Annotated in this window: 10 protein-coding genes; 1 reads left to right on the top strand and 9 read right to left on the bottom strand. The window is 34.0% G+C overall.

Annotated elements, in window-relative coordinates; all coding sequences use genetic code 11:
• Positions 1–3: 3 nt before the first annotated feature.
• The 9 genes from ACHRVX_RS04040 to ACHRVX_RS04080 form a co-directional block, all read right to left on the bottom strand.
• On the bottom strand, positions 4–3,273 hold the full coding sequence (locus ACHRVX_RS04040) for a SusC/RagA family TonB-linked outer membrane protein (protein WP_395329471.1): 3,270 nt from the start codon (positions 3,271–3,273) through the stop codon (positions 4–6).
• Positions 3,274–3,370: 97 nt separating this feature from the next.
• The gene (locus ACHRVX_RS04045) at positions 3,371–4,474 is read right to left on the bottom strand and encodes a FecR family protein (protein ID WP_395329473.1); all 1,104 of its coding nucleotides are present in this window, start codon (positions 4,472–4,474) and stop codon (positions 3,371–3,373) included.
• Positions 4,475–4,541: 67 nt separating this feature from the next.
• A complete protein-coding gene (locus ACHRVX_RS04050; protein ID WP_395329475.1) occupies positions 4,542–5,141 on the bottom strand; it encodes an RNA polymerase sigma-70 factor in 600 nt (199 codons plus the stop codon).
• Between the two features lie 304 nt (positions 5,142–5,445).
• Positions 5,446–6,792, bottom strand: coding sequence for a DUF3526 domain-containing protein (locus ACHRVX_RS04055; RefSeq protein WP_395329477.1), 1,347 nt, complete (start codon positions 6,790–6,792; stop codon positions 5,446–5,448).
• 1 nt (position 6,793) lies between these two features.
• A complete protein-coding gene (locus ACHRVX_RS04060; RefSeq protein ID WP_395329479.1) occupies positions 6,794–8,245 on the bottom strand; it encodes an ABC transporter permease in 1,452 nt (483 codons plus the stop codon).
• A gap of 5 nt (positions 8,246–8,250) precedes the next feature.
• Positions 8,251–10,551: a TonB-dependent siderophore receptor gene (locus ACHRVX_RS04065; protein ID WP_395329481.1), complete on the bottom strand. Its 2,301-nt coding sequence runs from the start codon at positions 10,549–10,551 to the stop codon at positions 8,251–8,253.
• A 29-nt stretch (positions 10,552–10,580) separates the two neighbouring features.
• Positions 10,581–11,276 (bottom strand): ABC transporter ATP-binding protein, encoded by a 696-nt coding sequence (locus ACHRVX_RS04070; RefSeq protein WP_395329483.1) that lies wholly within the window; start codon positions 11,274–11,276, stop codon positions 10,581–10,583.
• Positions 11,277–11,547: 271 nt separating this feature from the next.
• Entirely contained in the window at positions 11,548–11,898 is a 351-nt protein-coding gene (locus ACHRVX_RS04075) for a hypothetical protein (RefSeq protein ID WP_395329485.1), read from the bottom strand.
• 252 nt (positions 11,899–12,150) lie between these two features.
• Positions 12,151–12,585, bottom strand: coding sequence for a DUF1810 domain-containing protein (locus tag ACHRVX_RS04080; RefSeq protein ID WP_395329487.1), 435 nt, complete (start codon positions 12,583–12,585; stop codon positions 12,151–12,153).
• Between the two features lie 345 nt (positions 12,586–12,930).
• On the opposite strand from ACHRVX_RS04080, the gene ACHRVX_RS04085 reads away from it, so the two are divergent.
• Positions 12,931–13,371: a MarR family winged helix-turn-helix transcriptional regulator gene (locus ACHRVX_RS04085; RefSeq protein ID WP_395329489.1), complete on the top strand. Its 441-nt coding sequence runs from the start codon at positions 12,931–12,933 to the stop codon at positions 13,369–13,371.

Below are 13,371 nucleotides of genomic sequence, written 5' to 3' on the forward strand. Positions count from 1 at the left end.
GTCTTAAAATTTTGCATTTACACCAAGTGAAATTGTTCTTGCCTGCGGATAAGTATAACTAAACTCTCGTATTCCGTTCATTCCTTCCGGACTTTTCTCTTTGTACCAATACAATACATTTGTAGCATCTGCAAAAACAGAAAGAGTATCAAGGAAAATATTTTTTATGGGCACATTATAGCTAAGATTTACGTTGCTTAATCGCACATAAGTAGCATCATAAACGTACTTACTTAAATTTGCCGTAACCGGAACAATTGTTACTGCAGAATAGGGTACATTATCGCCTGGATTTCTCCAATGATTAGCAGCATTTACAGAAAGGTTTCGGTTTGAAGTATTCGAATATTTGTCTATAATAGCATCTGAAGCAAAGAAATCACCACCCAATTGAAAATCTCCCCTCAGGGATAAAGTCAAATTGTTGTAAAAAGTAAAACTATTATTGAATCCGCCGTAGGCTTTTGCCTGCGTGTCGCCAATAGGTTCCCAGTCGGCTATTGTAAAAAGAGATTTATAAGTAGCAAGGTCGTATGTTTGTCCGTTTTTAGTCACCAGGTCTCTTCCTGTTGCAGGATCAACGCCCACCCATTTTATTCCCCAAACGGTAGTGGTGCTGTAACCAATTTTTTGAGCCAGAGCAATTTCTGCTGTAGAGAAATCGCTTCCTAAACCTTTTAAATCCGTCACTTTACTATTTACGGTTGAAATATTAAAAGAGGTTGTCCACTTAAAATTATTGCTTTTAATCCATTTAATTCGGGTTTGAAATTCAAAACCCTCATTGTACATACTTGCAGCATTTAGCTGCATGGAACTGTAACCGGTTTCAGTAGGAATATCTCTGGTAGTAATTAAATCGCTTTTATTATCACGGTAATATTCTACAGAAAACTCTACGCGATTGAAAATATTGAAATCGATTCCGGCATTGAACTTGGTATTTTTTTCCCAACTCAAATTTCCGTTTGGTGCCGAACCCGGAGTGGCACCTGTTCCTCCATTATAATTATTTTGCTGATAATTGTACAAACCTTTTGATCGGTAAGAACCAATTCTTGAATTTCCTGTTGTACCGTAACTTGTTTTTAATTTTAAAAAGTTAAGCCAGGAATTATCGTTAAGAAAGTTTTCATTACTAATAATCCAACTCGCTCCAAGACCGCCATTATTAGCAACATCCGTATCATCGCCAAAAACAGAGCTTTGATCTCGACGGTAATTCGCCAACAAATAATATCGTTTTTTATAATTATAATTTACCTGAGAAAATAAAGAAACTCTGGAGTTATAACTAATTTCGTTTCCAACTGTCTGATTACTTTTGGATTCATCCACATCAGGAGTTAAAGGATTATCATCTTTTAAAGCATTAGCAACAGGATTAATAACATAAGGATTCACAAAACCAATGGCGGATTGATAGTCAAAATTAGTTTTATCCTCAGAAAGTTCAAAACCCACTACGCCATCAAAAGCATGGTTTTCAGCAAGTTGTTTGTTAAACAAAGCCTGTCCTTGCCAGTTCCATTTAGTGGCATTTCTTTGATTTAAAAGTCGGCGTCCCCATCTTGGATACGTTATGTTGTCTAAAACAAAAGTTCCGGCGAACTGACCGCTTTCATTTTCTGCTGAAAAATAGCGATCCTGATCTTTATCAGTATAGTCAAGACCAAACAAAGTAGAGAATTTTATAGCACTGCTTAGTTGATAGGAAAGGCTTAAACTTCCTAAAATACCGTACGTCTTTGCCTGATTTTTATTTTGTTCTATTGCTGCCAGCGGATTTCCTCGCGTCATACCGCTAACGCCTAAAAACGAGTATGATCCATCTGGGTTATAAGGAGAAAGAGTAGGCAGATAAGCAAAAGAATAAAATATATTTGGGGCATTCTTCTCTGTATAACTTGGGTTCAGCATTAAACTAATGTCCAGTTTACCAGAGTTGTATCCTAAATTAATTCCCGCATTCAATTGTTTTGTGTTATTACCCATTTGAGGTTCATCAATTTTTGTATAACTAATATTCGTGCGATAGGATATTTTTGATGTTGAGCCGGAAACATTAAAATTGTATTTATTAAAAATTCCTGATTGATTCAATAAACCAAACCAATCTGTATTTACACCATTATAAGGAGTAAGAGCAGCTCCGGGAGTAGTATTTTTTACAAATTCGTTACGGAGTTCAGTATATTGCTCTCCGTTAAGGTATTTAATTTGATTGATGGCTGATGAAACCCCAAGCTGATTAGAGAAACCAAATTGTGTTTTTCCCTTTTTTCCTTTTTTGGTTGTAATCAAAATAACGCCATTTGCTCCGTCAGCACCATAAATACCAACAGCTGCCGCATCTTTAAGAACCGAAATAGTTTCAATATTTTCCGGAGCAATTTTCATCAGTGGATTTCCGAAATTTTCAGTAGCATCCCCATTTCCACTAAAATAAGCACTGTCAATTCCGTATTCTTCTCCCATGATTACACCGTCAACAATAATTAAAGGTTGTGTCGAAGTTCCGGTTTTTGCTCCTGTTAATGAAGATAAAGTACCCTGACCGCGAATATTGATTTTTACAGGACCACCAACACCAGAAGTATTTTCGACCATTACTCCGGCAATTTGCCCCGTAATCATTTTGTCAATACTTTCTGAAGCTTGTTCTACAGCTATATCTTTAGCATTTAGCGTAGAAATACTCCCAACAATTTCTTCTTTTAGTTTTGTAGTTCCGTACGATGAGGTAATTACAACAGGATTCAGTTCATCTGTAAATTCTTCCAGATAAACCGTAAATTCTTTTTTATTATCTGCTTTTATAGTTTTGGACTGCATGCCTAAAAATCCAATTTCAAGCACCATCGTATTAATGTTATTTCCTTTTAATTCGTAAACGAATTTTCCGTTAAAGTCTGTAATAGCACCCATTCCGGTTCCTTTGATACGGATTGTTGCTCCCGCAAGCGGAAGTTTGTCTTTAGCATTATAAACCGTGCCGCTAATTAATCGTTCTTTTTCATCAGAAGATGTAGAAGTAGAAGCAGGAGCGGAGTTCGTTAATAAAACCTGCTTTTTTTGTATGTAAAACGAAATGTTTTTCCCTGCAAATAATTGCGTTAAAGTCGTTTCTAAAGTCGCATTCTGAACATTTAAATCTGCCAGTTGACCGGCATCAATTTTTCGTGCATTATAAATAATCCTAAAATCAGTTTGTTCTTCAATTGATTTAATAATCAGAGTAATAGGTTTGTTTTTTAGCTGTAATGTGATCAATTTATTCTGAGAAAAACCTTTAAAACAGGATATGAACAGGGCTAGGAAAAAAAGTATTTTCCTTAAATTGGGTATTGTAAAAGTCATGTTTATTTAGTTATGGAAGATTGGTAATGGTTATGGTATTTTGTTTAATGGAATAATTAAACGGCGTATCACGTTTTAAAAGTTCCAGTATGTTTTCGACACTCGATTCGCTAATTTTTATGGTACCTGTAAAATTCTGTTTGGCCAAAACAGCGTTTTCATTGATAATCTCAACATCATAAGTGCGCTGAATAATTTTAGCGATAGTTGAAAATGGGGTATCTTTAAAAGCAAGTTCACCTTTTGTCCATGCAGAAAAGAAAGCAGGATCAACTTCTTTTGTTGTGATTTTTTTAGAATTCTTTTGCCAGGTTGCCATTTGGTTTGGCTTCAGCAAAACAACATTTTGGTTGTTTTCAACTTCATACATTTGAATGCTTCCTTCGACTAAAGTACCGTTAACCGTTGGATTTTCAGGATAAGCGCTTACGTTGAATTTTGTTCCAAGAACTTCAATATCAACCTCATTCGCATTTACAATAAAAGGATGCTCTTTGTCTTTGGCCACTTCAAAAAAAGCTTCACCGGTCAAATACACACTTCTTTTTGAGTGGATGCCAAATTGTTCAGGATATTTTAAAGTCGTTCCTGAATTTAAACTTACAACAGTTCCGTCTGAAAGAACAAGTTTGAATTTTTTACCGTACGGAACTTTAAGTGTATTGTAAACCACTTCCTGATCCTCAACTTTTCCGAAATACACAATTTTGTTGGGAAATTTCTTTGCAATCAAATCGCCTTTATCATTTACTAATTGCGTTTGATTGTCTTTTGTAATTTTCTCTGAATGACCGTCTGCTAATTCCAAAATAATTTCTTTTGATGATTTTGATTTCTGACTCAAGTCGAGCGCAAGTTTTCCTAATCCGAATAAGACTAAAAAAACAGCAGCATATTTTAGATAATGAAGTACTTTATTTTTGGGCTGAATTGAAATAACAGGAACAGAATTGTTAGAAAGATCTTCAGAAAGACCTGAAATTGCCCAGGTTTTCTTTAGCGTTATAAAATGCTTTTTATTTTTTTCTGATGCATCAATCCATTCAAAAAGAATTTCAACTTCTTGTTCTGAAGCTTCATTAGAAAGGTATTTATAAATAATTTCGGTAATCATATTTTGGTTTTTAATCTTCCGGTTATAGTAAGTACACTTCAGAAATAAAATACCCTACCTTTTATTTTTAATTATTACAAATAAGAATAAAAACCAAGAACATATAATCGGATAATTTGGTTTTTAAAATCTTCAAAGCCTTTGTCATATGGGCTTCGACAGCTTTTAGGGTAACCTGCATTTCTTCGGCTATTTCTGCATTTTTTTTGTCTTCGAAGCGTTTCTTGATGAAAACTTCTCTGGTTTTGGGAGGTAATTCGCTTATTGATTCCTTAATTAAACGCTCTAATTCGGTTAATTCTAAAGTATCAAATTGCACCGAGTTCAGGATTTCTATATCCAGTTCTCTTTCTTTTTGGTTTAAGATGTCGCTTTTAAATTTATCCTTCACCTTATTGTGTCGGATCATATTGAGACATTTTGATTTGGCGTAAGTATATAGAAAAGATTGAATTCCGTTGATAGATTCCACATTTTCACGGTTTTGCCAAAGATGTAGAAAAGCTTCCTGAGCAAGATTTTCGGCTTCATCCTTATCATAAATAAACTGAATGCTAAAGGAAGTAATTCTGCGGAAGTATTTGTCGTAGAAATAAGTGAAGGCAGTTTCGTCTCCTTCTTTGAAAGATTCAAAAAGATTCGATTCGAAACTGGTATTGTTATTCATTAAACGAAATTTACTTAGAAGCGGCAATTGGGTAAATGTATAAAACTACCTCAATTTGCCATGAAAGCCGCAAATATAAAAGTTTATTTATATTAATTCTAAATAAAATTAAAATAAAGAATAATTGAAAAAATATTATTCAGAATAAGTGTAGAAAAAGGTTTTTACCATATAAGTTATATAAGTAAATTTAAGGTTTTACCCGAAAAAAAATTAAACCATATAAGTTATATAAGTAATTTAAGTCAAGCGTAATGCGCAACTTTTAATATGAACTTATATCACTTATATGGTGTGAAAAAAATTACATGGTTTGCTTTCTAAAATTTCTCCAGCCAAAACAAATTAATACTAAATTGAAAAGAACTAACGGCAAAAATGCTTTTGTAAAGTTTATTTGTGTTGGATCATTAAATGTTTCCACTTTGAATTTTGACCAGTTTTCTTTGGCAACTTCTGTATTATCGAATATTTTAGGGTAGAAATACAAACGCATTTTTTCGTGGAAAAGCTTTGTTTCTTTCAAAAACAAAAGTTGGTTTCCTAAGTCAGATTTGGCAATTTCATTCAGTTGAATCTGCGTGTGCAAAGTCGGAATAAATTGCGCTATTAATTGACTTTCATGATTACGTTGTTGTAATTTATTTTCTAATTCCTGAGATTGTTTTGCTGAATCATCATCGCCCGCTTGTTGCATCGCATAGTACCAAAGCCAGTTGAACTCGCCTTCAGGCAATGGATATTTCTTAAATTGCGGATAATGATGGTAGAATTTATCCATTGTTATCTTTTTGTCCATATCCCATTTTTCATGATAGGCATTTCGCTGTTTTACGGTTAATTCCAATGCTTCCGGAATAGGATATTTATTCACTACATAAGTATTGATTATTGCGGGTAAAATGATAATTATAAACAACCAGATTGTCAATAAAATAACGGCATTGAAATTAGAATTTTTTTGTAATGAAACAATAAAAAAACTGATGGCGAACCAAAACAAAATATACAAAATACCTAATCCATAAAATGTAAGAAGTGAAGTATCAAATGGAATTTCCAGAAACAAAACCGCTGCAAAAAGCACTATTGTCAGCAATAAAATTAAGCTAAGGATTCTGATATAAAATAATTTCAAAATGTATAAAAAAGTGTTTTCGGTTTGGGTGGCGACAATTTTCCAGGTACCGCTTTCTTTTTCTTCCGAAACTAAATTGTATGAAAAAGCGATGATTAAAAGCGGAAAAAGATAAATCATTACAAAACTAAAATCGATATTTCCGGATAAAAGATTATTTGGGTTATGAAGTTCTGCGTCGTATTTCTGAGCTTCTAAACCACGAATCGTGACACTTTGTATCGACGGATTTACATCGCGCTGACCAATTGCCAAACTGTTTATTGGCAGCGTTTTATTGACCAGTGAAAACTTGATGTAGTAGAGGAGAAGCCCAATTTCGTCTTTATGGAAAGCGGCATTTCTCGCAATATGTTCTTTTTGATAAACGGCGGCTTCGGTAATATTATTTTGTTGTTTCTGTTGAAATTGCTGACCAATCAAAAGACTAATAAACCCGATAACCAACAGAAATACCAATCCAATTTTTGTGCCTTTTGATCGTATGAAATTTTTAAAAAGTAATGCTAACATATTAAATGGCTTTAAGGTTTTTAGCTGCAATTCGAATTAAAACAAACAGCAGAATAATCCAGAGGAAAATAGAAATAACAGAAACAATTTCAGACTTTAAAACCGCTGAAATTCCTTTTGGTTCATAGTGAAATTCGGCAACGTCAGCCCAATGTTCCTTATTAATGGTCAAAGGTTTATCGTTTTTCCCCGGTTTTTTATTGCTGATATATTTTACCTGCAAAGCGTTCATTTTTTGCGCCATAGTGTAGCGATATTCTTCGGCTTGCTTCTGGAAATCGATATACGAATCATAATCGGTATTGGACAATCCCATTGATAAATTTTTCATCGCGATATACGGATTGAAAAAAGAAACTGTTTTAGAAAAACTGTTTTGCTTTTCATATACCTGAAGTAGCGTTTCCAGATGTTTATTATAAATATGAGAACTTATTTTCTCGCCTTCGGTCATGATAAATCCTGAATAATTAAAAGGAAGTTTTTGCACCGAATCGACTTTGTAAGTACTCAAAAGCGAATCTTTAATTGCCTTATAATGCAAATCATTCGGGTTATGACTGTCTCCTTGTTTCAGAATGTCTTTTTCGATATCACTGTTGAATTGAATTTTTGAAGGCGCCTGATAGATATAAGCTCCGATTGCCTGTGTCGTTCTTGGTAAAATAATGGTGAAAACCAACCAAATTCCAATCAATGAAATCAATGCTTTTTTGGATGTTTTAGCTGAAGCAGAAACCAAAACGGCGATCACACAAAAGAAGATTAAGTAAATAAAATGAAACAAGATAAACAAGATCATTTTATTTGTTTCATCAACCGAAATTGTAAAGTTTTGAAGCAATAACCAGATAAAAACAAGTACAATAATCGTGGGAATAAAAAGCATCATAATAACGCTGGCAATCCCTAATATTTTACCTGATAAAAGCTGTTTCCAATTAATTCCCTGACTTAAAAGCAGTTTTAAAGTGCCGTTTTCCCTTTCGGCTGCGACCGCATTAAACCCTAAAAAGAAGATTAACAATGGTAACAGAATTTGCAAAACCATGGCAATACTGATTTCTCCAAATCGAAGCATACTGTTTGAAAATCCTGCTTCAGAGAAATTTGCCGTGTTTTGCTTGTGTGCTTCCAGAAAAATCGCATTCCCGAAAAACGGTTCCATTCCAAATTCAAAAACGCTTAAGGGCGTACTTTTTCTAAAGGCAAAATTTCCGTAATGCGCCATTCGGTGTGGGTTTTTGTCTGGATTCTTTAGCCAGTCTTCACGGGATTCATGTTGGTATTTTTCACTGGTTTCATTTTGATTGGTATAATTTTCCCAACCTGAAAATACAGCATAAAGTAAAATAATTCCAATAAAAAAGGTGATGATAAATACGGCTGTATTCTTAAAAACATCGTTTTTAAAATGTCTGGCAATTAGTATTTGAGTGTGTAATGATGTCATATAAATTAAAACTTATAAGTTACGGTTAGGTTGAAATTTCTTGGAGCTCCGGGAAATAATCTCAAATAATTCTGAGCGCCTAACCAGTAGGTTTTGTTGAATAAATTACCTGCGTTTAAAGCAATTTGAATGTTGCTTTTGTTAGGTTTGTAATATATTGCAGCATCAAAAACCGTAAAATCAGGAAGTGTAAAAGTTCTGGTAAACCACGGCACTTTGCTGCTTTGATATTGCATCCCAAAACCAACGCCAAGATCTTTTAAACCAGAATCGGAATTAAAATTGTAACGTGTCCATAAATTTGCACTGTTTTTGGGTGTATTTTGTTTTCTTGCACCAATTAACGAGATGTCGCGATCGTTTGTAATTTTGGCATCGATATAACTGTATGATGCGTTTATTTGCCAATCGGCGGTGATATATCCTGCCAGATCACACTCAAAACCACGGCTTCTTTCCGCACCTCTTGTCACCAGTAAATCGGGATTTGAAGGATCATTGGCATTCATTAAAATATTGCGTTGGTTGATTTCGTAAATCGCGGCATTAAAACTCATTGAATTATTGAAAAAGGTACTTTTTATTCCCACTTCTTTCAAATTACTTTCAAGCGGATCAAACAAACTTCCGGCGGGTAAAGATCCCGTTTGTGGCATTAATGTAACGGTATTGGATTGAGGCTGATAACCTTCAAGATAAGTCGTGTAAACGTTGATTTCGTTATTTATGGCATAAGTGATACCAACTCGCGGTAACAAAGCCGTTTTTTTTACCTTCAATTCATTATTCGATTTATAATTGGTAATGTCTTCAAACCACTCGTTTCTTAGTCCAAGCAAAACCGTAAATTTCTCCCACTGGATCTGATCCTGGATATAAATCGCATTTGTTGTCGTTAATGCTGATGGCAATGCAGTTCTCACATTCAGTGTATAATCATCTGCACTTGTGATCGTATACGTTGGATTGTTTAAGTTGAAGTAATTGACATTTGGTTTTGGTAAAACTATGCCGTCAATTGTTGTGGTTTGATAATTGGCGGAGTTTGCAGTAACAAACGAACTTGCCACGGTTCCGTCTTTTAATAAATAACCCCGCGCTGCATTTTGTCCGCCGCCTTTGGTTTTGTTCCAACTGCTTAAATCATAGCCAACTAATAATTTATGTTTGATTTTTGCGGTTTTTAAATCGAAATTAAAATAGGTGCTTAAATTGTTAACGTCCCAATATTGCTGACGCTGTACAAATTGCATCATCGCTAAATTTGTAACAGGCTGATTGTTCATATCAACTGCAAAACCGTTGGTAGTTCTGTGTTCCTGAAGATTTTCGGTCCAGGATTGTTTCATGTATTGGGCGTTAAAACCAATTTTAGAACTAAATTTGTGTGCTAAACTGGTGGTAAAAACCATTTCTTTCGATTTAAAAAAATCACTTGGAGCCCCCAGATTCAAACTAATTGGTGTTTTATTTAAACTGGTCACTCCGGCAACTGCACCAAAAATTGGCTGACCACGATCCAGAATTCCGGTCATGTCGCTCAAAATTAATTCGGTATTAATCGCGGTTTTTTCATTTGGGATATAACTGAAAGATGGTGAAATCAAAAACGATTTGTTGCTTACTAAATCACGAAAAGATTTAGCTTCCTGATATGCGCCGTTTACGCGGTATAAAAGGGTTTTGGATTCGTTTAAAGGTCCTGTAAAATCAAGACTTCCGCGAAAAGTACTAAAACTCCCAACGCTTAAACTGACTTCTTTTCTATCAATTGCCAAAGGTTTTTTGGTAACTAAATTGATACTTCCACCCGGATCTACAGATGAAAATGTCGCGCTCGACGGACCTTTTATAACTTCTACACGTTCGATATTAGTGGTCAAAGGCTGTAAAAAGTAATATTGGCGTGTTCGCATTCCGTTAATAATCTGACCTTCTTCATTTTGACTGATTCCGCGAATCGTGTATTGATTGTAGTAACTCGCCGGAATCACGCCACTTGCCATTTTTACGGCATCGGCAAGGTAAAAAGCGCCTTTATCTGTAATTAATTCTTTGGTAATCGTCGAAATAGATTGCGGAATATCTTTGTTCAACGCCGCAGTTTTTGTTGCCGCAAAGGAATAATCGCTGTTGTACTTTTTTGTCGAGCGACCGATGATTTCAACAGTTTGTAATTCGTTTCGTTTGGAAGCCATTTCGATAGAATCTTTTGTAATACTATCTTTTACTTTTTTGTTAAAGACTTGTGATTGTACAAATTGTGTGCTGACGAACAGAAATATAAAAAAAATTAAATGTTTCATTTTTTTGGTTGGATGGAAAAATTTTCCGTTTATACGGTTTGTAAATACAAATCTTCAAGTTCATTTGCCGATATCTTATCAGCTTCAATAATGGTGACTAAGTTTCCTTGTTTCATAATCCCAATATGTGACGCAACTTCTCTGGCTCTGAAAATATCGTGTGTAGCCATTAAAATCGCGGTTCCATCTGCGGAAAGTTCTTTCAGTATTTGCGAAAATTCATTAGATGCTTTAGGATCTAATCCGCTGGTAGGTTCGTCTAACAATAATACTTTGGCTTTTTTGGCGATAGCAATTGCGATCCCTACTTTTTGGCGCATTCCTTTTGAATATCCTCCCAAATTTTGCTCGTGTGCAGTAACTTGCAAACCTGCTTTGGTCAGGAAATAGGTCAGTTCGCCTGTTGAATATTTAAATCCGGCAAGCGATGAAAAGAATTTTAAGTTTTCTATTCCGGTAAGATTGGGATATAACATGACGGTTTCAGGAATATAAGCGACATATTTTTTAGTTTCCTGAGCATTTTCGCTTACAGAAATACCGTTGATTTTCAATTCTCCTTCGGTTGGTGTTATAAATCCTAAAAACAGATTGATTGTGGTTGTTTTTCCGGCACCATTCTGACCTAAAAGTGCAAAAATTTCACCTTCTTTAATTGTTAAATTCAGTTTGTTTAAAGCGATATGGTCGCCGTATTTTTTCGTTAGATTTTCAGCTATAAGCATGTTTTTATGTATTTAGTTTTTAGTAAATGGTTTTTTTAAGTTTTCAGTCTCGGTTTTCAGTTTTCAGTCTCAGTCTTAGTCTCAGTTTTCGGTCACTGTTCAGTCTCGGCTTTCAGTGTGCGAGTGAAAACTGAGACTGCGACTGAAAACTGAAATAGCGACTAAAAACTGCGACTGAAAAACTGAAAACTGAGACTAAAAAACAAGCACGTTTCTTACCAATTGAAAAATAGGCAAGAGGTTTTACTTTCGAAAAATAAAATGTAGTAAGCTAAACGGTAGCGGGAGGCGCTCTGAGTGCAAAAAGGCTGCCTTTAAAAAATACTGAAGCTCCTCTTGTATAGAAAAATAGATAAGAGGTTTCAATGTTTACTTTATGAAAAGATAAAGCTTGAAAATTATTTGGAATAAAAGTACTAAATGCAAAGTGACAAACGTGACAATTAGTATCTGCCGAATGGCTGTGTGTAATTTGTTTTTGACCATCAACATAGTGATGATCACATCGTTGTTCTGTTAATTGCTTGTAAATATGTTCGTAAGAATGTATGGTCTGAAACAGCATTGCGAACAATACGGTTACAGACATAAAAAGATTAATTAATACAATTTTCTTTTTCATTCTTGTTTGGAAATCCTTACAGATAGCGGACTTTCTGAGTTTTAAACTAACGCAACTTGGTTGCAAATATAGTTTTAATTATAAATTATCAGTTATAAATTATTAATTTTTTCTTCAATCTGTTAGAATATTGGATTGGAAACGCCTTTTAGCCTTGTCTATAATAGATAAGCGAAATGATTTTTTAAGCCAAAAAAAATACATGTTTATATGTCTTAAAATAATTACTTTAAACGAGTTAGTCTTTCAATGCTAGAAGTTACTGTATAACAATTGAAGTGTATGAAAATCTGAAGATCCGTCAAAATATTTATCTAATACATCATTAAATAAAGGTTCTGTATTTTGAATACTCGCAAATAATGTCATGCAGGACTGCAATTTTTCATTATCAGAATTTCCGAAGATATCCTGGGCAGTTTTTTCATCAGTTTTGATTAATTCGGCTGTGATTTCTATAAGGTGTTTTCCCAGAATTGGATGTTCGAGAAACGCAATTGCTTCATCGACATTTTTGATTTCGTAGAATTTTGAGGTATCACAAGATCCAAGTCCTTTTATCTGCGGAAAAATAAACCACATCCAGGGCGATTCTTTTTTGCCTTTCTTAATTTCGGAAAGTGCTGCCAGGTATAATTTGTTTTGTGCGTCTAAAAAGCGAACTAAATCTTTGTTATTGTAAGCCATTATTTACTGATTTTATTTGGGACAATCAGGTCGTAAATCTACTGAAAATATATGTAGTTGTACATCTTGAACGATTTTTTTACGTCTATTTTTTGTGATATTATTAAGAAAAAAATCGCTGTAGTATTTATCGGATTTTTTATTGAAATTTTTTAAGTGTTTGAAAATTTAATCTCGCAAAGGAAAAAGATGCAAAGTTTTTTTGTTCAGGTTTTCTTCGGCATTCAAGCCCTAAAGATTTTTAAATCTATAGGATTTACTTTGTGAAGATTACTTATTTTTTAAAAAAGTATTTGATATATCAATTATTTATTTATATTTGATATATCAAATACTTTTAAAAATATGAAACAAAAAACTCCTACCGGAACTGTACTTTATTCTATTGAACAGGCAATAAAGGAATACAGGAAAGTTTGCCAAAAAAATATCCAGAAGATTGTCAGTGATATTACAGTTGACCAGTGTCTGGTATTAATTATCCTGAATGATAATGAAAAGATTTCTCAGATAGAAATCGCTAAGTTAATTTTTAAAGACAATGCTTCGGTTACAAGAATCATTGAATTGATGGTTACAAAGGATTATCTGACAAGAGAAATTGATGAGTTGGATAAAAGAAAAACGAAGCTTATAATAACTGAAAAGGGAAAAAAAACGGTTGTTTTGCTGACGCCTGTTTTTAAACTTAACAGGCAAACTGCTCTTGAAGGAATTTCGGCTGAAGAAATCGAATTACTGGATAAAATTCTGCATAAAATAATTTCAAATTGTAAAACTTCATAA

It is taken from the genome of Flavobacterium sp. FlaQc-47, from assembly GCF_044006475.1.
Lineage (GTDB): Bacteria > Bacteroidota > Bacteroidia > Flavobacteriales > Flavobacteriaceae > Flavobacterium.

Bases quoted from the DNA above. Each gene is read 5' to 3' on its own strand.
- ACHRVX_RS04085 (WP_395329489.1), top strand. From the start codon at position 12,931: ATGAAACAAAAAACTCCTACCGGAACTGTACTTTATTCTATTGAACAG.
- ACHRVX_RS04065 (WP_395329481.1), bottom strand. From the start codon at position 10,551: ATGAAACATTTAATTTTTTTTATATTTCTGTTCGTCAGCACACAATTT.
- ACHRVX_RS04055 (WP_395329477.1), bottom strand. From the start codon at position 6,792: ATGTTAGCATTACTTTTTAAAAATTTCATACGATCAAAAGGCACAAAA.
- ACHRVX_RS04075 (WP_395329485.1), bottom strand. From the start codon at position 11,898: ATGAAAAAGAAAATTGTATTAATTAATCTTTTTATGTCTGTAACCGTA.
- ACHRVX_RS04050 (WP_395329475.1), bottom strand. From the start codon at position 5,141: ATGAATAACAATACCAGTTTCGAATCGAATCTTTTTGAATCTTTCAAA.
- ACHRVX_RS04080 (WP_395329487.1), bottom strand. From the start codon at position 12,585: ATGGCTTACAATAACAAAGATTTAGTTCGCTTTTTAGACGCACAAAAC.
- ACHRVX_RS04070 (WP_395329483.1), bottom strand. From the start codon at position 11,276: ATGCTTATAGCTGAAAATCTAACGAAAAAATACGGCGACCATATCGCT.
- ACHRVX_RS04060 (WP_395329479.1), bottom strand. From the start codon at position 8,245: ATGACATCATTACACACTCAAATACTAATTGCCAGACATTTTAAAAAC.
- ACHRVX_RS04045 (WP_395329473.1), bottom strand. From the start codon at position 4,474: ATGATTACCGAAATTATTTATAAATACCTTTCTAATGAAGCTTCAGAA.